This is a genomic window from Streptomyces sparsogenes subsp. cuspidosporus, assembly GCF_039532705.1.
Classification (GTDB): domain Bacteria; phylum Actinomycetota; class Actinomycetes; order Streptomycetales; family Streptomycetaceae; genus Streptomyces; species Streptomyces sparsogenes.
In genome coordinates this window covers 11,140-35,214 of sequence record NZ_BAAASD010000023.1, presented here as the reverse complement: position 1 = coordinate 35,214, position 24,075 = coordinate 11,140, and the positions used below count along the sequence as shown (strand labels likewise).

Genomic DNA, 24,075 nt, shown 5'->3' with positions numbered 1-24,075 from the left:
CGCGCTCATCCCTCCACCGGGACGGCGTACGCGAAGCCGCCCTCCACCATCAGGTTGGCCACCGTCTCCAACTCCGGCGGGTTGCCCGCGAGCCGCAGCAGGAAGGCGTCGAAGTCGTCGCCGCAGGGCAGCATCAGGTGCTCGACGCGCTCCTGCACCGTCCAGCCGTCGCGGTCCCGCGCGTCGTCGTACGCGCAGAACCAGACCGAGCCGATCGCGTCGCCCTTGACCTTCACCGCGATGACCCCGCCCTGCACGAAGCCGACCCCGAGGAAGTCCTTGGTGAAGTGGTCGCGCAGGCATTTGTTGATGTAGACGAGGTCGTTGACCGCGGCCTCGTCGCGCACCGTGAAGAACGGCTGGTCGACCAGCAGGCCGAGCTCGGGGTCGAGCGCCGCGCCGACGGGCGCGCAGCCGCCCGCCGCCTTGAGGAAGGCGCGGTACGCGCCGGGCAGCCGGTAGCCGAGGTCCTCCTCGACGCCGAGGACCTGCTCCTCGGTGACCGACAGACCGCGCTTGGGCAGCCGGAAGTGGACCGGGCGGGTCTCCTGGAGGGGCCGGGTGCCGCGCTTGTCCTGGTCGACGGCGGCGGTCGCGAGCCCGCCGTGGTGCCGCAGCAGCGCCTTGACCTCCACCGGGATCAGCTCCAGGCGGCGGGTGCCGGCGACGTGGTGCCAGGTCCAGCCGTGCGGGGTGGCCACGCTCGACGAGCCGTCCCACAGGTCGTGGCCGACCGCGTGCAGCGCGGCGTTGGCGGACACGTAGTCGGTCAGCCGCAGTTCGTCGACGCCGAATCCCTCGGGGGGCTCGGCTATTTCGGCGGCGGCGCGCGCATAGGACGTAAAGTCCGGATAGCCGTTTTCGTCCACCCAGACGCCCTTGGGGTGCCTGGCGGCCCTCACCGGGTCCGGGAAGTGCACGACCTGCCCGGCGTAGGCCGTGTTCGGTGGCGCGGCGTGCTGCCCGAGCCGACCTGTCGTCATGGCGGATGCCCCCTGCTGCTGCTGGCTACTACGGACAGACTATGCGGTAGCGCGAGGCCGGACCCCGCCGCGCCCGGCACCCACGGGCCGACCCGGACCCCGCCGCGCCCGCCCTCCACTGGCCGACCCGGACCGCTCCGCGGCCCGCCAATTTTCGCCCGGCCCGCACCGGACACCCCCGGACTTTCGCACCACGCGCAACATTTGGCAGGCTGATCTTCGCAACCGGGGGGATTGCGCGGGATCGCGCGCGGATTGCGCGGGGAGGGAAGGCGGAACATGCACGGTACGAGCAGGCCGGGCGGCCACGACGGCGCCGCGCCCGGACAGCACGACCCACGGCTCAGCTGGAGCGACACCGACGGCGCGGCCGGGCCGCCCGAGCTCCTCCACCGCCGCGACGGCATCCTGCCGACCGTCGCCGCCGCGCTCTCCGTCCGCGGGCAGACCCTCACCTGCACCGCGAGCAAGGGCGACCAGCCGCCCGCGCTGCACCCCCTCGTCCAGGACTTCCTGGACACCCTCACCAGCGCGCAGCGAGAGCGGTTCACCGGCCGCTGCCCGGAGGCGATCCTGCTGTCCCGCCATCTGACCGGCGTGGAGGCGAACCGCTCCAAGCGCGCCGCCCGCAAGCCGCTCAGCCACGGCGAGGCCCGCCGCGCCTTCAAACAGGCCAAGATCACAACGCGCCGGATCCGCGAGGCCGGCGACCCGCACCACGGCAGCTACGCCCCGCCGTGCCGGTCCTGCGTGCCGCTGCTGGCCCATTTCGGCGTACGGGCCGTGGGACACCCCGATGGGGCCGGCGGGGCAGAGGCCCCGGCGGGCCCGGCCAGGGGCTGACCTTGGAGGCATCGCCACGCGTGCGCGCCATGGACACCACCCGCTTCTCCGTCGCCGTCGACGCCGCCCTGCGCGAGGCCGGCTGGCGGCCGGGGCGTCGCGACATCCGGCAGGCCGAGGTGTGGGCGGACACCCTGCGCGCCCACATCTCCCCCGCCGGGCACCTGCACGCCGTCTTCCCGGCGGCCGTCGAGGCGTGGGCCGAGTTCGGCGGGCTGCGGGTCGTCCCGCCCGGGGCCGGGCGGCACATCGCCCCGACCCCCTTCCACATCGACCCGCTGCACGGCCTGCACCTGGCCAGGACGCTGGGCGATTTAGGACGGGCGCTGGGCACGGAGGTCTGCCCGCTGGGCGAGGAGGCGGACGGGCAGGCGTTGCTGACCATCGACGCGGAGGGCCGGGTGTACAGCCTGGACCACACCGGGGACTGGTACCTGGGCCCGGACATCGACGCGGCGCTGGCGGCGCTGGTGACGGGAGTCCAGCCGCAGCGCCTGGCGCGCGGGTAGGGCCCGATCCGCGGTGAGTATCGGACAGCGACACGCCGTCGTGTCGGCGTGTCGCTGTCCGATACTCACCGCAAACCCATGGGGATGGGACCCAGGAGGGCTATGCGCTCTTCGCCCGCTCGGCGTCCCGCTCCCGCACGGGGAGGTCCACCGAGCCGCCGGCGGAGCTGTCGGCCGTACGGACCACAGCGTCCGCGGGGGCACGGTCCCCGGCCGCACGATCCCCGGCCGCACGGTCCGCGGCCGCACGGTCCGGGATGACCGCCGAGACCCGGAAGCCACCCGCCTCCGTGGCCCCTGACACGAACCCGCCGCCGAGCACCGCCACCCGCTCCTTCATCCCCAGCAGGCCGTTGCCGCCGCTCGGCAGCCCCGCGTCCGCCGCGCCCCGCTCCGACGGGCCGTTCTCCACCTGCACCGCGACCTCGGAGATCCGGTAGGCGAGCCGGACCCGCGCCCGCGCGCCCGGCGCGTGCTTGTGGACGTTGGTCAGCGCCTCCTGGACCACGCGGTAGGCGGTCTGCTCCACCCGGGGCGCGTAGCCGCGCGCCTCGCCCTCCACCGACAGCTCCACGACCATCCCGGCCGCCCGCGACTGCCCGACCAGCGTCTCCAGCTCCGCCAGGCGCGGCCCGCTCGCCAGGCCGGGCCCGCCGGCGAGGTCCGCCGCCCCGGCCCCCTCCGCTGCCCGGGCCCCGCGCACCGCCCCCGCGCCCGCCGCCCCGGCCCCCCCCGCCGCCCCGGCCGCCTCCGCCGCGGCCGACGCGGCGGCGGCCACCGCCGCCAGGGGCGCCGGGTCCTCGTCCGCCGGGCGGGTGGCGGCCGAGGCCGGGGCCCGCTGGCCGACGTCCTCGGAGCGCAGCACTCCGAGCATCTGCCGCAGCTCGGTCAGCGCCTGCCGGCCCATGTCGCCGACCAGCGCCGCGTTCCTCGCGGCCTTCTCCGGGTCCTTGAGGGCGACCGCCTGGAGGGCCGCCGCGTGCACCACCATCAGGCTCACCCGGTGGGCCACCACGTCGTGCATCTCGCGGGCGATCCGGGTGCGCTCCTCGTTACGGGCCCACTCCGCCCGCTCCTCGGCCCGCTCCGCCAGCAGCGACAGCTCGCGCTCCAGGCCGTCCGCCCGCTCCCGCAGGCTCTCCACGAGCCGCCGCCTGGCCCTGACGTACAGCCCGAGCAGGATGGGCGGCGCGGTCAGCCCCAGGGACATCACCACGGCGACCAGCGGGATCCACCAGCCGGTGGACGCCGTGGTGCCGTGGTGCATGTCCTCCCGGAACCGGATGGTCGAGATGATCAGCGTGCCCGCGCCGGACATCCCGGCCAGCACGGCCGTGATCCGGCGCGGCACCTCGGAGGCGGCGAGGGTGTAGAGGCCGACGATGCTGAGCAGCATGCCCATCTCCGCCGGGGTGACCGCGATCGATATCAGCACCACGGCGATCGCCCAGCGCCGCCGCAGCAGCAGCGTGGCGCCGACCAGCAGCCCCATCGCCACCCCTACGGCGGCCGGGACGCCGGCGTCATGGGCGAACGCGACGCCCTCCGCCGCGCACTCCACCGCCGACACCACGGCCAGGACGATGTCCAGCACCATGCTCCGCCGCCGCGGCCACCACCACGGCCCGGCGGGCGCGCCCCGCGCGCCCGCCGCCTCGACGTCCCCCGTATCCCCCGTCGCAGTCATACGGACCAGACTACGGCCGGGCGCCAGGGGTGCACCCCGGGACACGGCAGGGGCGAAGCGCCCTCGAACAGAACGCGAAGTGCGGCTTTTAACTCGAACGAATGAATCGTCCATGTTTGCGACACACGTGTCTGCGGGGCGAACAACAGTGTGACCATGAGCGAACCAGGACGCCGCGACAGCGACGGGACGAGCGGCCCGCGCGACCGGTCGGCCATCTTCGAGGAACTGCGAGAGCGGGCGATCGCGCTCCGGAGGGAAGGCCTGAGCCGTAGGCAGATCCGCGACCGCCTGAAGGTCCACAACAACGACATCCTGAACCGCCTCCTGGAGGGCGAGCCGCCACCCGAGTGGACCAAGCGGCCGAACGCGAAGGACGGCTTACGGGCGAAGGCCCGCGAAATGCGACTGCGCGGCATGACCTACGACCAGATCCAGCTGGAGCTGGGGTGCTCGAAGAGCTCGATCTCGCTGTGGGTACGCGACCTGCCGAAGCCGCCGCCGCGCACGCGGGAGGAGGCGTCGGCGATCGCCAAGCGGGGATGGGAGGCCACGCTGCGGCGGCGCGAGATCGAGCGCCAGCAGACGAAGCTGGCGGCGGCGCGGGAGATCGGCGAGCTGACGGACCGGGAGCTGTTCCTGGTGGGGGTGGGGCTGTACTGGGCGGAAGGCACGAAGAGCAAGCCCTACCGCCTCCAAGAGACGGTGGTCTTCGTCAACAGCGACGCGGGCATGATCCGCGTCTATCTCGCCTGGCTCCACCTACTGGGCGTCGAGCCGGACCGCCTCCGCTATCGCGTGATGATTCACGAGGAGGCCGATGTCACAGCAGCAGAGGACTACTGGGCAGCCGTGGTGGGCGTTCTGGCCACCACTTTTGACCGGACGACACTCAAGAAACACAACCCGAAGACAGTCCGGAAGAACGTCGACGACGGGTACCACGGCTGTCTCGTCGTTCGCGTGCGGGGTGCAGCCGATCTGTACCGTCGCATTGAGGGCTGGTGGTACGGCATAGTGGTGGGGGCCAAGTCGACAACCTCCACCGGGTGTCCGATTTGACCTTTTTGCCATCCCCTGTGGTGTAATGGGCAACACAATGCACTTTGGATGCATTATTCCAGGTTCGAGTCCTGGCGGGGGAGCTCAAGTTCGAAACCTGACCGCCCACGCCGGGACCCACCCTCGTTCCCGCCCCGAAACCTCTCGGTATCCTGCCGGGTGTCCACCCCGAGCCGAGCCCGAAGGGCACATCCGTGAGCGTCAACCGCCCGGCAGCCGTCGTCGTCCTCGCAGCGGGTGAGGGCACCCGCATGAAGTCGGCGACCCCCAAGGTCCTGCATGCGATCTGCGGCCGGTCCCTCGTCGGGCACGTCGTCGCCGCGTCCCGCGAACTGTCCCCCGAGCACCTGGTGGTCGTCGTCGGCCACGCCCGCGAGCAGGTCACCGCCCATCTGGCGGAGATCGACGCCGAGGTGCGCACCGCCGTGCAGCACGAGCAGAACGGCACCGGCCACGCCGTGCGGATGGGGCTCGAGGAACTCTCCGACAGCGGGGTCGTCCTGGACGGCACCGTGGTCGTCGTCTGCGGGGACACCCCGCTGCTGACCGGGGAGACCCTCGGCCGGCTCGCCGGGACCCACGCCGCCGAGGGCAACGCCGTCACCGTGCTGACCGCCGAGGTCCCCGACGCGACCGGCTACGGCCGGATCGTACGCGAGGGGGCGAGCGGCGCGGTCACCGCGATCGTCGAGCACAAGGACGCCACCGACGCCCAGCGCGAGATCCGCGAGATCAACTCGGGGGTCTTCGCCTTCGACGCCCGCCTGTTGACCGACGCCCTGGGCAAAGTGCGCACCGACAACAGCCAGAGCGAGGAGTACCTCACCGATGTGCTGGGCATCCTGCGCGAGGCCGGGCACCGCGTCGGCGCCTGTGTGGCCGGGGACCACCGCGAGATCGTCGGCATCAACAATCGGGTGCAGCTCGCCGAGGCGCGCAGGCTGCTCAACGACCGGCTGCTGACCCAGGCCATGCTCAGCGGGGTGACCGTCGTCGACCCGGCCACCACCTGGGTGGACGCGGCCGTCACCTTCGAGCCGGACGCCCTGGTCCACCCCGGCACCCAGCTGCTCGGCGCCACCCACATCGCGGCGAACGCCGAGGTCGGCCCGAACTCCCGGCTCACCGACACCACCGTCGGCGAGGGCGCGAAGGTGAGCTTCACCGTCGCCGAGGGCGCGGAGATCGGCGCGGGCGCGAGCGTCGGCCCGTACGCGTATCTGCGCCCCGGCACCCGGCTCGGCGCCAAGGCCAAGGCCGGCACGTATGTGGAGATGAAGAACGCCAGGATCGGCGAGGGCACCAAGGTGCCGCACCTGTCCTACGTCGGCGACGCGACCATCGGCGAATACACCAACATCGGCGCCGCCAGCGTGTTCGTGAACTACGACGGCGTCAACAAGCACCACACCACCATCGGCAGCCACTGCCGCACCGGAGCGGACAACATGCTTGTGGCTCCGGTCACGATCGGGGACGGCGCCTACACCGCCGCCGGCTCGGTCATCACCAAGGATGTGCCCCCGGGCTCGCTCGCCGTCGCACGCGGTCAGCAGCGGAATATCGAGGGTTGGGTCGCCCGCAAGCGCCCCGGAAGCGCCGCCGCCAGGGCCGCCGAGTCGGCCCGCCAGGAGGACGCGGGCGAGGGATGACCCGTGCACGGGTGCGCCGTGCGGGGCGTACCGTGATAAGCGCATCAAAGTGACATCCAAGGAGACTTGCTGTGACCGGGATCAAGACGACCGGCGAGAAGAAGCTGATGCTCTTCTCCGGCCGCGCCCACCCCGAGCTGGCCGAGGAGGTCGCCCACGAGCTGGGCGTCAGCTTGGTCCCGACCAAGGCATTCGACTTCGCCAACGGCGAGATCTACGTCCGTTTTCAGGAGTCCGCGCGAGGCGCCGACTGTTTCCTGATCCAGAGCCACACGGCTCCGATCAATAAATGGATCATGGAACAGCTCATCATGATCGATGCGCTGAAGCGGGCCTCCGCGCGCTCGATCACGGTGATCGTGCCCTTCTACGGCTATGCCCGCCAGGACAAGAAGCACCGCGGCCGCGAGCCCATCTCGGCCCGTCTGATCGCGGACATGTTCAAGACCGCGGGCGCCGACCGGATCCTCACGGTCGATCTGCACACCGACCAGATCCAGGGCTTCTTCGACGGGCCGGTCGACCACCTCTTCGCCCTGCCGGTGCTCGCGGACTACGTGGGCGCCAAGGTCGACCGCTCCAAGCTCACCGTGGTCTCCCCGGACGCCGGCCGGGTGCGGGTCGCCGACCGCTGGTGCGACCGGCTCGGCGCCCCGCTGGCCATCGTGCACAAGCGCCGCGACCCGGACGTGGCCAACCAGGTCACCGTCCACGAGGTCGTGGGTGATGTCCGGGGTCGGGTCTGCGTCCTGGTCGACGACATGATCGACACCGGTGGAACCATCTGCGCCGCGGCGGACGCGCTGTTCGCCAACGGGGCGGAGGACGTGATCGTGACCGCCACCCACGGTGTGCTGTCCGGCCCGGCCGCGGACCGGCTGAAGAACTCGAAGGTGAGCGAGTTCGTCTTCACCAACACCCTGCCCACCCCGAGCGAGGTCGAGCTCGACAAGATCACCGTGCTGTCGATGGCGCCCACCATCGCCCGCGCGGTCCAGGAGGTCTTCGAGGACGGCTCGGTGACCAGCCTCTTCGAGGAGCACTGATGGGTGCCGGCACCGGCGCCGGTGACTTAGGCGCCCGCCGACCGATCTGAGGCCACCCCCGGCGGGGTGGCCTCAGCCATGTGCCGGGGGCCGGGTGCCGGGGCCGCGGGCGGGTGCCGGGGCCGCGGGCGGGTGCCGGGGCATGGGTCCGGGGACGGTAGAATTGCCGGGTTGCTCGGCGAGGGAAGCTGTGTGCGGCCACGCGCGCGGCTCGTCCGTTATCGACGCGCTCTTCGTAGAGGTGGTCTGTCGTGGGCCGGGTGACGGCCGTCAGATCGTTCATCGAATGACTACGAGGAGTGCAGTCATGGCCGAGATCAAGCTTTCCGCCAAGCCCCGTACCGAGTTCGGCAAGGGCGCCGCCCGCCGCGCCCGCCGTGAGGGTCTGGTCCCCGCCGTGGTGTACGGCCACGGCGCCGAGCCGGTCCACGTCAACCTGCCGGGCCACGACCTGATGCTCGCGCTCAAGACCCCGAACGCGCTCCTCGCCCTCGACCTCGAGGGTAAGAAGGAGCTCGTCATCCCCAAGGCCGTGCAGCGCGACGCCATCAAGGGCTTCCTCCGCCACGTGGACCTGCTCCTGGTCCGGCGCGGCGAGAAGGTCACCGTCGAGATTCCGGTCCACACCGAGGGCGACCTGGCCCCCGGCGGCAACCTGCTGGAGCACGTGCTGAACGCGCTGCCGGTGGAGACCGAGGCCACCCACATCCCGGAGTCGGTCACCGTCTCCATCGCGGGTCTGGACGCCGGTCACTCCGTCCTGGCCAAGGACATCACCCTGCCGGCCGGCACCACCCTGGCCGTCGAGGAGGACACCGTCGTGCTCCAGGTCGTCGGTGCCCAGGCCGAGGCCCCGGCCGCCGAGGGCGAGGGTGAGGGCGAGGAGGCGTAACCACGCCCCGCGGGCGTCACGGCACCGCCTCGGCGCCGTAGAGCACCGGGGCCCGCCGCCGGCGCGACGCCCTTGCCCCCTGTCCGGCCGCCGTCCCGCCCCGCCCCTCCCGGGGCCGGGCCCGGGGCGGCGGCCGCAGCCACCCCCGGCCCACTCCAGGAGACAGCCAGATGACGGACGAAGCCAGCCCCTGGCTCGTGGTGGGCCTCGGCAACCCCGGGCCCGAGTACGCGGGCAACCGCCACAACGTCGGCTTCATGGTGGCCGACCTGCTGGCCGACCGCATGGGCGCCCGGTTCAAGGCGCACAAGTCCCGCGCGCAGGTCGTGGAGGGGCGCGTCGGCCCGCCCGGCCCGGCCGGCCGGCGGGTGATCGTCGCCAAGCCGATGTCGTTCATGAACCTCTCCGGAGGACCGACCACCGCGCTGCGCGACTTCTACAAGGTGCCGGTCGGGCACATCATTGCGATCCACGACGAACTGGACATCGACTACGGCGCGCTGCGGCTGAAGCTCGGCGGTGGTGACAATGGCCACAACGGCCTGAAGTCGATCACCAAGTCGCTCGGCCCCGGCTACTTCCGCGTCCGCTTCGGCATCGGCCGCCCGCCCGGCCGGATGGATGTCGCGGCCTTCGTGCTCAAGGACTTCTCCGCCGCCGAGCGCAAGGAGTTGGACTACTTCGTGGACCGCGCGGCGGACGCCGTGGAGACGCTGATCGTCGACGGCCTGGAGCGCGCGCAGGGCACGTACAACTCCTGACCCCCGCCCGGGCGGGCCCCGACCGGAAAGGTTGACCGCGCGCCCGGGTGTCGCCAGGATCGCCGCCATGTCTTCCACCGGCACGATCAAGCGCAGCCGTACGCGGCGGGCGGGCGAGAACGCGTACGGGCTGCTGTTGCTCACGAAGAACGTGGTCATGGCGCTTATCGCGCTGTTCGTCCTGGTCGCCGGGGTGTGGTACTCGTGGGGGACCGCCAAGTCGGCGATGTTCACCAAGAATCTCGAACGCGGCACGGTCACGGTCTCCCGGTGCGACGACGACTGGTGCACCGGCGCCTTCGCGCCCACCGACGACTCCGGCCGCGCCCGCGCCGGGGTGCGGATCGACAAGGCGGTCGCCGACGGCCCGGGCGACCGTCTGCCGGTGGCCCTGAAGCCCGGCACGGACGAGGCGGTACGGACCGGCTGGGCCGGTGTGCTGCACGCCTGGGTGCCCTTCGCGGGCTCCCTCCTCCTGGCCTCCCTGTTGGTCGCCGGCGGCCTCCGCCTCCGCCGCACCGCCTGGGCCCTGGGCCTCACCGGCGCGACCCTCCTGGCCGCGTCCTTCGCCACCCTCACGTTCTGACCCGAAGACCGCGCCGAAGACCGCGCCCGAGGTGACCGCGGCCCGGGCCGCTCCTCGCGGAGCGGCCCGGGCCGCGGTCACCTCGGGCGCCGGACGCGGGTCAGCCCGTGTTGCGCAGGCCCGCCGCGACGCCGTTGACCGTCAGCAGGAGGGCGCGGGCGAGGAGGGGGTCGGGGGTCTCGCCGCGCTCGCGGGCGGTGCGCTGGCGGTGGAGCAGGGAGACCTGGAGGTAGGAGATGGGGTCCAGGTAGGCGTCGCGGACGTGGAAGGTCTGCTTCAGCACCGGGTTGGAGTCCAGCAGCTCGGTCTCGCCGGTGATCCGCAGCACCTCCCGCACGGTCAGCTCGTGCTCCGCCCGGATGGTGTCGAAGACGTGCTTGAGCTCGTCGGGCACCAGCGTGTCGACGTAGTGCCGGGCGATCCGCAGATCGGTCTTGGCGAGCGTCATCTCCACGTTGGACAGGAAGTTCCGGAAGAAGTGCCAGTGCTGGTGCATCTCGTCCAGGACCGCGTCAAGACCCGCATCGCGGGCGGCCTTGAGCCCGGAGCCGACGCCGAACCAGCCGGGGACGATCTGCCGCGACTGGGTCCAGCCGAACACCCACGGGATGGCCCGCAGCCCGTCCAGGCCGGCGCCGGAGTCGGGGCGGCGGGAGGGGCGGGAGCCGAGGTGGAGCTCGGCGAGCTGGTCGACGGGGGTGGAGGCGAAGAAGTACGCGGGCAGGTCGGGGTCCTCGACCAGCGCGCGGTAGGAGCGGTGGGCGGCCTCCGAGACGGTCTCCATCGCGGCGTCCCAGCGGGCCAGCGCCTCGTCGGACTGGCGCGGGGCGGTGTGCAGGGCGGAGGCCTGGAGCGTGGCGGCGACGGTCAGCTCCAGGTTCTCCCGGGCCAGGGACGGCACGAGGTACTTGTCGGAGATGACCTCGCCCTGCTCGGTGACCTTGATCTCGCCCTCCAGGGTGCCCCAGGGCTGGGCGAGGATCGCGTCGTGGGTGGGGCCGCCGCCGCGGCCGACGGTGCCGCCGCGGCCGTGGAAGAGGCGCAGCCGTACGCCGTGCCGGTGGGCGACGTCGCGCAGCAGCCGCTGGGCGCGGTGGATCTCCCACTGGGAGGTGGTGATGCCGCCGAACTTGGAGGAGTCGGAGTAGCCGAGCATGACCTCCTGGACGTCGCCGCGCAGGGCGACCAGCCGCCGGTAGGAGGGGTCGGAGAGCATCTCGTCGAGGAGCTGGTCGGCGATCTTGAGTTCTTCGGTGGTCTCCAGCAGCGGCACGATGCCGATCTTGGCCCAGCCGGCGTGGAGGTCCATCAGGCCGGCCTCGCGGGCGAGGACGGCGGCGGCGAGGACGTCGTCCGAGCCCTGGCACATGGAGATGATGTAGGACTCGACGACCTCGGGCCCGAACCGCTCGAAGGCCTCGCGGATGGTGTGGAAGACGCCGAGGGTCTTGGCCCCGGCGGCGTCCAGCGGGGCGGGGGTGGGCGCGAGGGGGCGGCGGGAGCGGAGTTCCTTGGCGAGCAGCTTGCGGCGGTAGTCGCGGGGCATGTCGGCGTACCGCCAGGACTCCTCGCCGAGCCGGTCGAAGAGCTGTCCGAGGGCGTGGTGGTGGGCGTCGGCGTGCTCGCGTACGTCCATGGTGGCGAGCTGGAGGCCGAAGGCGGCGAGGGTGCGCAGGGCGCGTTCCATCCGGCCGTCGGCGATCAGCTGGCCCCGGTGGGCGCGCAGCGACTCCTGGATGAGGTGGAGGTCGGCCAGGAGTTCCGCGGTGCCCAGGTAGTCGCGGCCGGGCTGGTGGGGGGTGCCGCCGGCGAGGCGGGCCCGGGTGTTGAGGAGCTTCTGGCGGACGCAGGTGGCCTTGAGCCGGTAGGGCTCCTCGGCGTTGAGCCGCTTGTAGCGGGGGCTGATCTCGGGCAGCAGCTCCAGGTCGCGCTGGAGGGAGTCCAGCAGCTCCTCGGAGGCGTCGGAGTTGCGGATGGAGCTGGAGAGGGCGGCGCGCAGGTCGTCGACGACGGCGAGGGCGTCGGTGATGCCGTGCTCGTGCTGGAGGATCAGCACGTCCCAGGTCACCTGGGGGGTGACGTTGGGGTTGCCGTCGCGGTCGCCGCCGATCCAGGTGCCGAAGGTGAGCGGGCGGGTGGTGGCGGGCAGCGGGGCGCCGACCCGTTCCAGCTCGGCGGACAGGTCCTCCAGCACGTCGCCGACCGCGCCCGCGTGGAGTTCGTCCAGGTAGTAGACGGCGTTGCGGGCCTCGTCGGCGGGCTCGGGGCGGGCGACGCGCAGCTCGTCGGTCTGCCAGAGCAGGTCGATGTTCTCGGCCAGCCGCAGGTCGGTGCGGCGGCGGTCGCCGCCGACGGCGAGGGTGTCGAGGAGTTCGGCGATCCGGCGCAGCTTGTTCAGGACGGTGCGGCGGGCGGCCTCGGTGGGGTGGGCGGTGAAGACGGGCCGGACGCCCAGGTTCCGGACGGTCTCCCGGAGGTGGTCGGGGTCGGCGTCCTTGAGCTGGTCGGCGGTGCGGGCCAGGAGGCCGCCCTCGGCGGCGCGCTTGGCGCGCAGCTCGCGGCCGCGGTGCACCTGCTCGGTGATGTTCGCCAGGTGGAAGTAGGTGGAGAACGCGCGTACGAGCTTGGCCGCCGTCTCCAGGTCGGTGGAGCCGAGCAGCTCCGCGGCGGCCTCGCCGTCGCTGCGGGTGAGGGCCCGGACCCGCTCGACGAGGTCGAGGAGGTCGGGGCCCTCCTGTCGGACGAGGGTCTCGCCGAGGAGGTCACCCAGGCGGCGGATGTCGGCACGCAGGGCGGCGTTGGTGTTGTCGGCACTGCTCACAGGTGCGGGCTCCTTGCAGTGTTCGGGTCGCATGGGTCGGGTAACGACGGGTGACGACGGGGCCGAAACGCCACGGTACGGCTGCTGCTCCGGTGGATACGCGGCATCCGCCGGGTGGCGCCCGGGCCCGGGACCCCCGTGTCGTCGGCGATGTGCGGACCGCGCTGTCCGACGTCACCAGGATATGCGGCGCGCCTTCGGGGGAACCCATAGCCCTATTGCCCCGCTTCGGGGCCCTGCCATACTTACGTCGCCGTAGGTTACGGTCCCGTAGCCGTACCCCCGAGCCCCATGAGGGATCCCATGACTGCAAGCCCCGACGTGATCCACGACGCGCCGAAGGCCCAGGAGCCCACCCCTCCCTCCGCCACGCTCGGCGGGGACAACAAGCGCTCCATCGAACAGATCACCCTTCTGCTGTTCATCACCGTGCCGTTCCTCGCCCTGGCCGCGGCCATCCCGCTGGCCTGGGGCTGGGGGGTGAGCTGGCTGGACCTGACGCTGATGGTGGTCTTCTACTACATCGGCTGCCACGGCATCACCATCGGCTTCCACCGCTACTTCACCCACGGCTCCTTCAAGGCCAAGCGGCCGCTGCGGATCGCCCTGGCGATCGCCGGGTCGCTGGCGGTCGAGGGGCCGCTGGTGCGCTGGGTGGCCGACCACCGCAAGCACCACAAGTTCTCCGACGCGGAGGGCGACCCGCACTCCCCGTGGCGGTACGGGGAGACCGTGCCGGCACTGATGAAGGGCCTGTGGTGGGCGCACATCGGCTGGATGTTCGACGAGGAGCAGACCCCGCAGCACAAGTACGCCCCCGATCTGATCAAGGACGACACGATCCGCCGGATCTCCCGGCAGTTCGTGTTCTGGACGGTCACCTCGCTGCTGCTGCCCGCGCTGATCGGCGGCCTGGTCACCTGGTCCTGGCAGGGCGCGGCGACCGCGTTCTTCTGGGGGTCGCTCGTCCGGGTGGCTCTGCTCCACCATGTGACCTGGTCGATCAACTCGATCTGCCACGCGGTCGGCAAGCGCCCCTTCAAGTCGCGTGACCGGTCCGGCAATGTGTGGTGGCTGGCGGTGCTCTCGTGCGGCGAGTCCTGGCACAACCTGCACCACGCGGACCCGACCTGCGCCCGCCACGGCGTGATGAAGGGCCAGCTGGACTCCAGCGCCCGGATCATCCGCTGGTTCGAGAAGGCGGGCTGGGCGTATGACGTCCGCTGGCCCAGCGAGGCGCGTATCGACGCCCGCCGTAAAGAGGAAACCGCAGAAGCGGCATGATGGGGGCGTGGCGACCGACAGTAATACCAGCGGTGACAAGGCCCGGGCGGCCCGGGCCTCCGGTTCCGGGACCCGGCGCGCCCGCCGGGTGCGGATGACCGGTAAGGAGCGCCGCGAGCAATTGCTGGACATCGGTCGCACGCTCTTCGCCCAGCGCGGCTTCGAGGGCACGTCGGTGGAGGAGATCGCGGCCAAGGCCGGGGTCTCCAAGCCGGTGGTGTACGAGCACTTCGGCGGCAAGGAGGGGCTGTACGCGGTCGTGGTGGACCGCGAGATGCGCCGGCTGCTGGACATGGTGACCGGCGCGCTGACCGCGGGCCATCCGCGGGAGCTCCTGGAGCAGGCGGCGTTCGCCCTGCTGGACTACATCGAGGCGTACACCGACGGCTTCCGCATCCTGGTGCGCGACTCCCCCGTCGCCCAGTCGACGGGCAGCTTCGCCTCGCTGATCAGCGATATCGCCACCCAGGTGGAGGACATCCTGGGCCTGGAGTTCAAGGCCCGCGGCTTCGACCCGAAGCTCGCCCCGCTGTACGCGCAGGCGCTGGTCGGCATGGTCGCGCTCACCGGCCAGTGGTGGCTGGACGTGCGCCGGCCGAAGAAGGCCGAGGTGGCGGCCCACCTGGTGAATCTGGCCTGGCACGGCCTGGACGGCCTGGAGCCCAGGCCCCGGCTGATCGGCCACCGCAAGTCCTGACCCTCCGGGGGCTGGTTCGCGCGTCCCTCACCGGAGGATGATGTGGGCCACGGGGAGGGAGTACACATGGTCACGGGGGAAGTGTCCGAGGCGCGCCGGAAGGCGGTGGGCCTCGGGTCGGGCGCCTGTCACGCGCTGGGGCTGATGGTGCTGGCCATCACGGAGTGGGTCAGGGCCGACCTGAAGGACGCGACGTCGCTCGCGTCGCACTCGTATCTGAAGGACATGCTGCGGTTCGCTGCCGATCTGGCGGACGAGGACTGGTACAAGACGGCCGTGGACCTGTACGACAAGGTCTCCTTCGGCCAGCCGCGCGCCGCCCTGTGGGCGGCCGTGTTCATGGCGCTGGTCGTCCGCCTCAACCGGCACGGCCCGGAGGAGGTCCAGCAGGCCCTGTCCTGGGTGACCGCCGCATACTGTCTGCTGGCCACCGTGGCCCTCATGCCCTATCTGGCCGCCCCGGGCGCGGGCGTCATCCTGCTGCTGGCGCTCAGCGGGGGCCTGGTGCATGTGGCGACGCGCTGAGGCCAGCGGCGCTCACCCCTGGTAGACCAGCTCACCCCTGGTAGATCATGGTGCACAGCAGCGTCCGGCCGCCGTTCACCAGCCACGACCAGTAGTACGTGCGGTCGCCCTGGACCCGGGCGCAGTTGCGCGCGGAGGCGTTCGCCGGGGCCCGGTAGACGCCGGTGATGTGCAGGATCTGGTTGTACTGGGCCGGGACCCGCTTGGCGTCGCAGTCCACCGCGGTCATCAGCCCGGCGTTCATCCGCGCCTGCGCGCCGCTGCCCGACTGCTTGGCCAGCAGGCAGTAGCCCACCTTGAACTGGCGGGTCAGGCACAGGGCGGTGGTCTGCCCCCGGGAGGTGTACGACATGTAGTTGCGGCCCGGCCCCTGCGGGCAGGCGCCACCGCTCGAGCGCACGGCGCTCACCCACATGTAGGCGTTCCCGGCGCCGCAGCTCACCCGGTAGGGGATCCGGGTGTTGTAGTCGTCGTAGCCGGTGTCGTACACGGCCAGGCAGTCCCCCGGGCTCACCGCCCGGTACGCGTCGGCGGTGGGATCCGGCGCGACGGTGGGCGTCGCGGGCTCCTGCGTCCGCACCGAGCCGCCGCCTCCCCCGCTGCCCCCGTCCGTCCCCCCGCCGCCCGTCGGCTGCCCGGCCCCGTAGCCGGGTGCCGAGGTGCCGGGAAGACCGCTGGGGAGACCGCTCGGCAGCCCGCCGCTGGGCAGGCCGCCGGGCAGCGACGGCAGCCGTGAGTCGCCGCCGGAGGGCAGGACGCTGCCCGCGAAAGAAGTCTTGTCGTCGTCCGCGACGACCTGCGGCAGCACCAGCACGGCGAAGGCGAGGGCGGCGGCGACCAGTATCCACACCCCGCGCTGCCGCTGCTCCTCGCTCGCCCCGCCCGCCCCCGGCCCGCCCGACGCCCCGTCCATGGCTCTCCCCCGTGGAAACCTTGGCCCGCCCTTTGGTTGTTCAGCGCTCTACGATCTCACGCCACGCGGCTCGGGGGGAGCGTGCTGCGGCAAAGCGTGCCGCTATGTGACCTTGGCTTCACGGCACCGCTGCGATTCCCCCGTCGACGCGCAGGTCGATCCCGTTGATGTAGCCGGCCAGCGGGCTGGCCAGGAAGGCAACCGCCGCCGCGATGTCCTCTCCGGTGCCCAGCCGCCCCGCCGGATTCGGCGCGTACTCGGCCACCACGCGCGGCTCCAACTCCGACCACTCCTGCGGCCAGCCCCGCTCGGCCGCCCCCTCCTCGAACATCCGCCGCATCCCGTCGGTGACGACCACTCCGGGGCTCACGGTGTTCGCGGTGATCCCGGATCCGGCGAGATGCCGGGCCAGGCTGGTGGTCATATTGACCACCGCGGCCTTCGCCGCCGAGTACTCGACCATGTTCGGCAGCGGCGTCGTCGCCGCCCGGCTGCCCACGTTGATGATCCGCCCCCAGCCGCGCTCGCGCATGGGCGGCACCAGGGCCCGGATCATCCGCACCGCGGAGAGGACATTGCCGTTCACCGCCTCCAGCCACGCCTTTGGCTCCGCGGTCTCCCAGTCGTTTTCGACGAACGGACCTGCGTTGTTGACCAACACGTCCACGCCCCATGCCAGGGCCTGCTCGGACACCTCCTCGGCGGCCTCGTCGTCGCTGAGGTCACCCAGCACGGCCTCGACCGTCCCTCCAGCGTCGCGCAATTCCCGCGCGACCGCACTCGTGCGCCCCGGATCGCGCCCGTGCACCAGCACCGCACACCCTTCCCCGACCAGCGTCCGCGCCACCGTCGCGCCGATGCCTCCGCTGCTTGCCGTCACCAGCGCACGTCGTCCTGCGAGTCCAAGATCCATGCCCGACAGGCTAGGCACGGCCTCTGACAGCGGCGCACCCGTGAGTGGGGCGGGCCGTTCAGGCGGGAAGACCCCCGTGGTGAGTAGCGGACAGCGACACGCCGTGGCGTCGGCGTGTCGCTGTCCGAAACTCACCGCAGAGTCAGGGCTTGGTGATCGCCTCGCCGATGACGAAGCCCTTCGCCGGGCCGTCGGGGACGACCGCGTCGGTCCCGTACGGGACACGGTGCTCGTCGGCGTAGACGGCCTTGTCCGGGTTGGGGGAGGTGAGGACGCTGACCGTCCCCTCGCCGTCGAAGTCGTCGATCATGACGTAGAGCGGGATGCCCGCCCGGGCGTACGCCCGGCGCTTGCGCTCTCTGTCACGCGACCGGGCTTCGCGGCCGGGCGAGACCACTTCGAAGACGGCCGCGACGCCGCTCGCGTCGACCCCGAGATCCTCCTCGTCGGGGATCTCGTCCAGATCCCGGGGAGCGATGAACAGATCAGGGATGAACACCTTGCGGCGATGGATGACGTTGCCGTCCTGGTAAGCGGCATGGTCACCATCCGCCAGATGGGTGACCAGTGCATCCCGGAGACGATTGATGATCACGGTATGGCGGCGACGGCCGGTGGGCGACACCTCGATGGACTCCTCGATGATCTCGGCCCGGTAGCCCTCGGGGAGTTCCATGGCCTTCCACGCCTGCCACAGAACCTCGTCCAGGGCCACAGCCTCGTGCCCGGAAGCCGAGGGCGAACCTTCGTCCACGGCGGGGCACACCTCGTACGCGAGAGCGGTCATCGTGAAGCACCTCCTCCATGAAGTGTGGGCGCGGGCGCCACTGCGGCACAAGCGACACCGCGACGCTACGCAGCCGCGCCGCGCCCCCGCACCGGAACGAGATCCGATCATCCGATCGGGTGAGGTCAGGCGGCCGCGCGGGCCACGACGAAGATGCGGCGGAAGGGGAAGGCCGTGCCGTGGGGGCCCGGTGGGTAGGCCTCGCGGAGGAGGGCGGCGTATTCGGTGAGGAAGGTGTCGCGGGCCGTGGGGTCGTCTTCGAGGGCGGTGAGGACGGGGCGCAGGGCGGTGCCCTTGACCCAGTCGAGGACCGGGTCGGGGCCGGTCAGCATCTGGATGTAGGTGGTCTCCCAGGCGTCGACCTCGCAGCCGAGCGCGGCCAGGTGCTCCAGATAGGCGGCCGGGTCGAGGACGGGGGTCGAGTGGGCGCGGGGGGTGGGGAGGCGGTCGCGCCAGCGGGGAGAGGTGGACAGCTCGGCGAGCAGGGTGTGGCTGGGGGCGGTGAAGTTGCCCGGGACCTGGAAGGCGAAGGTGCCGCCGGGGCGGAGGGCGGCGACCCAGGCGGGGAAGGACGCGGTGTGGCCGGGGACCCACTGGAGCAGCGCGTTGGAGACGATCAGGTCGAAGGGCTCGTCGGGGATCCAGTGCGCGGCGTCGGCGAGGCGGAAGTCGAGCCGGCCGCCGCCCTCGGGCGGGGTGTGGGCGCGGGCCGCCTCCAGCATCTCGGCGGAGTTGTCCAGGCCGGTGACATGGGCGTCGGGCCAGCGGTCGAAGAGGTGGACGGTCACATTGCCGGCGCCGCAGCCGAGGTCGGCGATGCGGGGCGGGCTGCCGGGGGCGGTGGGGAGGTCGGGGACGCGGGCGAGGAGGTCGAGGAAGGGGCGGGTGCGGTGGCCGGCGTGGCGGAGGTACTGCCCCGGGTCCCAGGTGGGTGAGGAGTGCATGGCGAAGCCCCCTGGCAGGTAGGCGTGGTGCGTGATGATCCGCGCTGTCGGGCCTACCGTGCCCCAAGAGGTATCTTGACGTCAAGAGACTTCATGTCGACAGACCAACTACACTGATCGTCATGGAGGACGAGGTCGATCGGCTGGTCGCGGCGTGGCGGCGGGAGCGCCCCGACCTCGACGTGGAGCCGCTGGAAGTGCTCAGCCGCGTCAGCAGGCTCGCCCGCCATCTGGACCGGGCGCGGCGGATCGCCTTCACCGAGCACAATCTGGAGCCCTGGGAGTTCGACGTGCTGACGTCGCTGCGCCGGGCCGGGACGCCGTACCAGCTCTCGCCGGGGCAGCTGCTCACCCAGACGCTGGTCACCTCGGGCACCATGACCAACCGGATCGACCGGCTCGCGAAGAAGGGTCTCGTCGAGCGGCTGCCCGACCCCAGCGACCGGCGCGGGGTGCTGGTGCGGCTCACCGTCGAGGGCCGGGACCGCGCCGACCAGGCGCTCGCCGGGCTGCTCGACCAGGAGCGCGCCATCCTCGCCGAGCTGTCCCAGGCACAGCGCGCGGAGCTGGCCGCGCTGCTACGCCAGCTGACCGCCCCGTTCGACAACTTCCCCGGCTAGGTCGACGGGGCCGACGCCGGCGCGGCGGGCCAGGGCCACGGCCGCCAGGGTGGAGTGGACCCCGAGCTTGCCCAGCACGTTCTGCATGTGGGTGCGGACCGTGTGCGGGGACAGATACAGCCGCTCGGCGACCGCCTTGCGGCCGAGGCCGGCCACCATGCAGCGCAGCACCTCGCGCTCGCGCGGGGTCAGCGACTCCACCAGCCGCTCGCTCTCGGTGCGGTGCTTGCGGGCGGCCGTCAGCTCCCGCAGCACGCCGGTGAGCAGCGCGGGCGGCAGATGCGTCTCGTCGCGCAGCACGCCCCGGATGACCGCGAGCAGCCGGGAGAGCGAGCAGTCCTTGGCGACCCAGCCGCAGGCCCCGGCCTGGAGGGCCGCCGCCGCCCGGCGCGGGTCGTCGCGCTCGGCCAGCACGACGGTGCGCACGCCCGGCTGCGCGGAGCGGACCCCGCCGACCAGCGCGATGCCGTCCACCGGCCGCGCCGGGGCCATCCGACCGGGCGCCGCGCGGCCGTTCACCGCACCGCCCACCGCCGCGCCGCCAACAGCCGCGCCGCCGACAGCCGCACCGCCGACGGCGGCGCCGACAGCCGCGCCGTTCACCGGCGGGCCCGGCACCGCGCCGTGCACCGGCGAGGCCACCGCCGCGCCCGGCACCAGCGACTCGGCGGGCGCGGGCAGGGGCTGCGGCGGGATGCCGACGGCCCCCGCGGCGGCCCCGGCCGCCCTTCCCAAGTCCGCGTCGACCAGCATCACATCGAAGCGACGCCCCTCCGACGCCCCGCGCTCCAGACAGCGCAGCGCCGCCGGACCGCTCCCGGCCGCCGCGACCTCCACGTCCTGCTCCGCCGCGAGGGCGGCCGCCAGCGACTCGGCGAAGATGCGATGGTCATCGACCACGAGAACCCGAATACGTGCCACGGAACCCCCCACGACTCCGGATACGGAAAAACCAGTGCGGGTACGGCGCCCGGAGCGGGGGTCGCCGCGGCCGCACGGCCGCCGCCGTGCCGATCGCTACCCCACCCCGGGCGTCGTACCTGCCTGTCTCGCCCCCTGATCAGCGTCGGCCCCCACCGACGCTGTGCCCAGCGTACGGCCGGGGTCCGACACCAGGGGTGCATTTCGGCAAAACTGACCGTCGGCGCACCGACGTTGACCCGCTCTGATGAGGATCGTGTTCCGTTGTGGGGAGTAAGTCAACGAAACGGTACGGGATTTGATCGGTGGATCGGTCAACGAGCCTTCACCGCAAGGGTGTTACGCCAGGCGCCGCGCCCCCGCGCTCGGCACCGCCGGGAAGATCCGCGGGGTCCGGTACCCGGCCGCGGCGAACGCCTCGGTCACCGCCTTCCCCACGGACTCCGCGTCCGCCTCCTCCACCAGCACGATCGCCGAGCCGCCGAAGCCGCCGCCGGTCATCCGGGCCCCGAGCGCGCCCGCCGCGTTCGCCGTCTCCACGACCAGGTCAAGCTCCGCGCAGGAGATCTCGAAGTCGTCGCGGCAGGAGGCGTGCCCGGCGGTCAGGATCGGGCCGATGGACCGGGTGGCGCCCGCGTCGAGGCGCTCGATGACCTCCTCGACCCGGCGGTTCTCGGTCACCACATGGCGCACCCGCCTGACCAGCGTCTCGTCGCCCGCGAGGGTGGCGAGAGCGTCCTCCAGGCGCTCGTACGCGACATCGCGCAGGGCGGGCACCCCGAGCGCCCGCGCGCCCGCCTCGCAGGCGGCGCGCCGGTTCGCGTACGCGCCGTCGCCGAGTTCGTGCTTGACCCGCGTGTCCACGACCAGCAGCCGCAGCCCCTCGGCGGCCAGGTCGAACGGCACCTGGCGCAGGGCCGGCTCGCGGGTGTCCAGGAACAGCGCGTGCCCGTCCGCGCAGCAGGCGGACGCGGTCTGGTCCATGATTCCGCAGGGGACGCCGACGAAGTCGTTCTCCGCGCGCTGGCACAGCTGGGCGATGCGCAGCGGCTCCAGGCCGAGACCGTACAGCTCGTTCAGCGCGGTCGCCGTCACGACCTCCAGCGCGGCGGAGGAGGACAGGCCGGCGCCCGTGGGGACGGTGCTGGTGTAGTGCAGATCCGCCCCGCCGGCCGCGGCGCCGGAGAGCAGCCCCGCCTCGCGCAGCGCCCACACCACGCCCGCCGGGTAGGCCGCCCAGCCGCCGCGGTCGCCGCCCGCCCCGGCCTCGGCGACCGGCGCGAGGCCGTCCACGCGCAGCTCCACGACCCCGCCGGAGGCGTCCCCGGAGTGCAGCCGCAGGACGCCGTCGGTGCGCGCGCGGGCGGCGGCCAGGCAGGTGTGCGGCAGCGCGAGCGGCATGACGAAGCCGTCGTTGTAGTCGGTGTGCTCACCGATCAGGTTGACCCGGCCCGGGGCCGCCCACACACCCTCGGGCCCGGCGCCGAACACCGCGCGGAAACCCTCCGCCGCGCGGTCCGCGCCGCTCACACTGTCACTCACGGGCTAGCTCTCCTTCTGCTGTGCGACGTGCTGCGCGAACCGCCAGGCGTCCGCGACTATTCCGGCCAGGTCGGCGCGGGTCGGGCGCCATCCCAGGCGCTCCCTGGCCCGCTCGGCCGAGGCCACCAGGACCGCCGGGTCGCCGCCCCGGCGGTCCGCGATCACCTCGGGGATCGGGTGGCCGGTGACCTGGCGCACGGTCTCGATGACCTCGCGGACCGAGAAGCCGTTGCCGTTGCCCAGGTTGCAGATCAGGTGCTCGCCCTCGGCGGCGGCGCCCAGGGCCAGCAGATGGGCCTCGGCCAGGTCCGCGACGTGGATGTAGTCGCGCACACAGGTGCCGTCGGGGGTGGGGTAGTCGTCGCCGTAGACGGAGATCGCCTCGCGGCGGCCCTGGGCGACCTGGAGGACGAGCGGGATCAGGTGCGACTCGGGGTCGTGCCGCTCGCCGTACGCCCCGTAGGCGCCCGCGACGTTGAAGTAGCGCAGGCTCACCGCGGCCAGGCCGTGGGCGGCGCACTCCCCGCTGATCATGTGGTCCACGGCGAGCTTGCTCGCCCCGTACGGGTTGGTCGGCGCGGTCGGGGCGTCCTCGGTGATCGGGACCCGCTCCGGCTCGCCGTAGGTGGCGGCCGTGGAGGAGAAGACGAGCGTGCGGACGCCCGCCTCGCGCATCGCCGCGAGCAGCTCGGTGGTCCCGCCGACGTTGTTGACCCAGTACTTCTCCGGGTTGACCACGGACTCGCCGACCTGCGAGAAGGCCGCGAAGTGCAGCACGCCGTCGTACGAGGGGTCGAGCCACTTGGCGGCGTCCTGGATGCGCCCCTCGATGAACTCGGCGCCCTCCGGCACCCCCTCCCGGTGCCCGGTGGACAGGTCGTCCAGCACGGTCACCCGGTGGCCGGATGTGAGCAGATGCGCCGCGACCACGCTGCCCACATAGCCGGCACCGCCGGTGACCAGGTACTTCTTCTGCTGCGCCTTGCTCACTCGCTCGCTACCTCTCGCAGTCGCTCGGCCGCGGCCTCCGGCGGCACATCGTTGATGAACACATTCATGCCGGATTCGGAACCCGCGAGAAACTTCAGCTTGCCGGGAGTGCGGCGGATGGTGAAAAGCTCGAGGTGGAGTGCGAATTCACCCCGGCCCGCGACGCTGAACGGCGCCTGGTGCCAGGCGGCGATGTACGGCGTCGGCGGCTCATCCGGCCCGAAGATCCGGTCGAAGCGCCTCAAGAGTTCCAGATACATCTGTGGAAACTCTGTGCGCGCGCCTTCGTCCAGCTCGCGGAGGTCGGGGACGCGCCGCTTCGGATAGAGGTGCACCTCGTAGGGCCAGTGCGCCGCGTACGGCACGAAGGCGATCCAGTGCTCGCCCTCCAGCACCACGCGCCGCCCGTCGGCCCGCTCGTCGGCGACCACGTCGTCGAAGAGGTTGCGCCCGGTGCGCTCACGGTGCTCGGCGAGCGAGCGCAACATCAGTTGTGTACGAGGCGTGGTGAAGGGATACCCGTAGATCTGCCCATGAGGGTGACCGAGGGTGACGCCGATCTCCTTGCCGCGGTTCTCGAAGCAGAAGACCTGCTCGACGGAGGGGAGTTGGGCCAGCTCCGCGGTCCGGTCGGTCCAGGCCTCCAGCACCAGGGCGGCCTGGTCCACCGTGAGATCGGCGAAGGAGGCGTCGTGGTCGGAGGTGAAGCAGACGACCTCGCAGCGGCCCGAGTCCCCGGCGAGCGAGGGGAAGCGGTTCTCGAAGACGACGACGTCGTAGTCGGCGGCGGGGATCTCGCTGTGCCGGCCCTCCCGGGAGGGGCACAGCGGGCACTCGTCGGCCGGCGGGTGATAGGTGCGGCCCTGGCGGTGCGAGGCGATCGCGACCCGGTCGCCGAGCAGGCGGTCGTGGCGGACCTCGGAGCGGGTGGCGATGGGGTCCAGGGGCCGCGGGTCGACGGCGTCGCGCACCGCGTCGTCGCGCGCGTCGTAGTAGATCAGCTCGCGTCCGTCCGCGAGCCGCGTCGCCGTCTTTTTCACTCCCGCAACTCCTGTCGCTGTCTCTTCATTGATTGCACGCGTCATCCAACACAACCG

General features: G+C 72.3%; 23 protein-coding genes and 1 tRNA gene. 13 read left to right on the top strand and 11 right to left on the bottom strand.

Going from position 1 to position 24,075, the window contains the following annotated elements; translation table 11 throughout:
- Positions 1-5: 5 nt before the first annotated feature.
- Positions 6-983 carry an SMI1/KNR4 family protein gene (locus tag ABFY07_RS24765; protein ID WP_346176602.1) on the bottom strand — a complete coding sequence of 326 codons (978 nt, stop codon included), beginning with the start codon at positions 981-983 and terminating at the stop codon, positions 6-8.
- Positions 984-1,262: 279 nt separating this feature from the next.
- Between ABFY07_RS24765 and ABFY07_RS24760 the strand changes: the two genes are divergently transcribed.
- Both ABFY07_RS24760 and ABFY07_RS24755 read left to right on the top strand, forming a co-directional pair.
- Positions 1,263-1,826, top strand: a complete 564-nt coding sequence (locus ABFY07_RS24760) for a YwqJ-related putative deaminase (RefSeq protein WP_346176601.1) — start codon at positions 1,263-1,265, stop codon at positions 1,824-1,826.
- A gap of 29 nt (positions 1,827-1,855) precedes the next feature.
- On the top strand, positions 1,856-2,335 hold the full coding sequence (locus tag ABFY07_RS24755) for an SUKH-3 domain-containing protein (protein ID WP_065963681.1): 480 nt from the start codon (positions 1,856-1,858) through the stop codon (positions 2,333-2,335).
- A gap of 100 nt (positions 2,336-2,435) precedes the next feature.
- On the opposite strand, the gene ABFY07_RS24750 is transcribed toward ABFY07_RS24755, so the two are convergent.
- On the bottom strand, positions 2,436-4,022 hold the full coding sequence (locus tag ABFY07_RS24750) for a sensor histidine kinase (RefSeq protein ID WP_346176600.1): 1,587 nt from the start codon (positions 4,020-4,022) through the stop codon (positions 2,436-2,438).
- A 156-nt stretch (positions 4,023-4,178) separates the two neighbouring features.
- On the opposite strand from ABFY07_RS24750, the gene ABFY07_RS24745 reads away from it, so the two are divergent.
- The 7 genes from ABFY07_RS24745 to ABFY07_RS24715 all read left to right on the top strand — a co-directional run bounded on the left by ABFY07_RS24745 (position 4,179) and on the right by ABFY07_RS24715 (position 10,021).
- Positions 4,179-5,084 carry a hypothetical protein gene (locus ABFY07_RS24745; RefSeq protein ID WP_346176599.1) on the top strand — a complete coding sequence of 302 codons (906 nt, stop codon included), beginning with the start codon at positions 4,179-4,181 and terminating at the stop codon, positions 5,082-5,084.
- Between the two features lie 11 nt (positions 5,085-5,095).
- Positions 5,096-5,167, top strand: a tRNA-Gln gene (locus ABFY07_RS24740).
- 111 nt (positions 5,168-5,278) lie between these two features.
- Positions 5,279-6,736 (top strand): bifunctional UDP-N-acetylglucosamine diphosphorylase/glucosamine-1-phosphate N-acetyltransferase GlmU, encoded by a 1,458-nt coding sequence (gene glmU, locus ABFY07_RS24735; RefSeq protein ID WP_346176598.1) that lies wholly within the window; start codon positions 5,279-5,281, stop codon positions 6,734-6,736.
- Between the two features lie 71 nt (positions 6,737-6,807).
- Positions 6,808-7,782, top strand: a complete 975-nt coding sequence (locus ABFY07_RS24730; RefSeq protein WP_346176597.1) for a ribose-phosphate diphosphokinase — start codon at positions 6,808-6,810, stop codon at positions 7,780-7,782.
- Between the two features lie 307 nt (positions 7,783-8,089).
- Complete coding sequence (locus ABFY07_RS24725) at positions 8,090-8,674, top strand: 50S ribosomal protein L25/general stress protein Ctc (protein ID WP_346176596.1); 585 nt, start codon at positions 8,090-8,092, stop codon at positions 8,672-8,674.
- 170 nt (positions 8,675-8,844) lie between these two features.
- A complete protein-coding gene (pth, locus tag ABFY07_RS24720) occupies positions 8,845-9,435 on the top strand; it encodes an aminoacyl-tRNA hydrolase (protein ID WP_346176595.1) in 591 nt (196 codons plus the stop codon).
- 67 nt (positions 9,436-9,502) lie between these two features.
- A complete protein-coding gene (locus tag ABFY07_RS24715; protein ID WP_346176594.1) occupies positions 9,503-10,021 on the top strand; it encodes a hypothetical protein in 519 nt (172 codons plus the stop codon).
- A 100-nt stretch (positions 10,022-10,121) separates the two neighbouring features.
- On the opposite strand, the gene ppc is transcribed toward ABFY07_RS24715, so the two are convergent.
- A complete protein-coding gene (ppc, locus tag ABFY07_RS24710; RefSeq protein ID WP_346176593.1) occupies positions 10,122-12,842 on the bottom strand; it encodes a phosphoenolpyruvate carboxylase in 2,721 nt (906 codons plus the stop codon).
- Between the two features lie 303 nt (positions 12,843-13,145).
- Here ppc and ABFY07_RS24705 point away from each other — a divergent pair, with 303 nt between their 5' ends.
- The 3 genes from ABFY07_RS24705 (at position 13,146) to ABFY07_RS24695 (ending at position 15,348) form a co-directional block, all read left to right on the top strand.
- Positions 13,146-14,126 carry an acyl-CoA desaturase gene (locus ABFY07_RS24705; RefSeq protein WP_174589041.1) on the top strand — a complete coding sequence of 327 codons (981 nt, stop codon included), beginning with the start codon at positions 13,146-13,148 and terminating at the stop codon, positions 14,124-14,126.
- 7 nt (positions 14,127-14,133) lie between these two features.
- On the top strand, positions 14,134-14,823 hold the full coding sequence (locus tag ABFY07_RS24700) for a TetR family transcriptional regulator (protein WP_346176592.1): 690 nt from the start codon (positions 14,134-14,136) through the stop codon (positions 14,821-14,823).
- 66 nt (positions 14,824-14,889) lie between these two features.
- Positions 14,890-15,348, top strand: a complete 459-nt coding sequence (locus tag ABFY07_RS24695; protein ID WP_346176591.1) for a hypothetical protein — start codon at positions 14,890-14,892, stop codon at positions 15,346-15,348.
- 31 nt (positions 15,349-15,379) lie between these two features.
- Here the strand turns inward: ABFY07_RS24695 and ABFY07_RS24690 are convergent, their stop codons facing one another.
- The 4 genes from ABFY07_RS24690 to ABFY07_RS24675 all read right to left on the bottom strand — a co-directional run bounded on the left by ABFY07_RS24690 (position 15,380) and on the right by ABFY07_RS24675 (position 18,905).
- A complete protein-coding gene (locus ABFY07_RS24690) occupies positions 15,380-16,261 on the bottom strand; it encodes a hypothetical protein (RefSeq protein WP_346176590.1) in 882 nt (293 codons plus the stop codon).
- Between the two features lie 118 nt (positions 16,262-16,379).
- Positions 16,380-17,174 (bottom strand): SDR family NAD(P)-dependent oxidoreductase, encoded by a 795-nt coding sequence (locus ABFY07_RS24685; protein ID WP_346176589.1) that lies wholly within the window; start codon positions 17,172-17,174, stop codon positions 16,380-16,382.
- A 142-nt stretch (positions 17,175-17,316) separates the two neighbouring features.
- Positions 17,317-17,961: a Uma2 family endonuclease gene (locus ABFY07_RS24680; RefSeq protein ID WP_346176588.1), complete on the bottom strand. Its 645-nt coding sequence runs from the start codon at positions 17,959-17,961 to the stop codon at positions 17,317-17,319.
- 125 nt (positions 17,962-18,086) lie between these two features.
- Positions 18,087-18,905, bottom strand: coding sequence for a trans-aconitate 2-methyltransferase (locus tag ABFY07_RS24675; protein WP_346176587.1), 819 nt, complete (start codon positions 18,903-18,905; stop codon positions 18,087-18,089).
- A gap of 122 nt (positions 18,906-19,027) precedes the next feature.
- Here ABFY07_RS24675 and ABFY07_RS24670 point away from each other — a divergent pair, with 122 nt between their 5' ends.
- Positions 19,028-19,525, top strand: a complete 498-nt coding sequence (locus ABFY07_RS24670; protein ID WP_346176586.1) for a MarR family winged helix-turn-helix transcriptional regulator — start codon at positions 19,028-19,030, stop codon at positions 19,523-19,525.
- Here the strand turns inward: ABFY07_RS24670 and ABFY07_RS24665 are convergent.
- The 4 genes from ABFY07_RS24665 to galT all read right to left on the bottom strand — a co-directional run bounded on the left by ABFY07_RS24665 (position 19,484) and on the right by galT (position 24,018).
- Entirely contained in the window at positions 19,484-20,446 is a 963-nt protein-coding gene (locus tag ABFY07_RS24665; RefSeq protein WP_346176585.1) for a response regulator transcription factor, read from the bottom strand. The genes ABFY07_RS24670 and ABFY07_RS24665 overlap by 42 nt on opposite strands.
- A gap of 339 nt (positions 20,447-20,785) precedes the next feature.
- On the bottom strand, positions 20,786-21,988 hold the full coding sequence (gene galK, locus ABFY07_RS24660) for a galactokinase (RefSeq protein WP_346176584.1): 1,203 nt from the start codon (positions 21,986-21,988) through the stop codon (positions 20,786-20,788).
- Between the two features lie 3 nt (positions 21,989-21,991).
- Positions 21,992-22,978, bottom strand: a complete 987-nt coding sequence (galE, locus tag ABFY07_RS24655; protein ID WP_346176583.1) for a UDP-glucose 4-epimerase GalE — start codon at positions 22,976-22,978, stop codon at positions 21,992-21,994.
- Entirely contained in the window at positions 22,975-24,018 is a 1,044-nt protein-coding gene (galT, locus tag ABFY07_RS24650; RefSeq protein ID WP_346176582.1) for a galactose-1-phosphate uridylyltransferase, read from the bottom strand. The genes galE and galT overlap by 4 nt, the downstream gene beginning before the upstream one ends.
- Positions 24,019-24,075 lie beyond the last annotated feature (57 nt).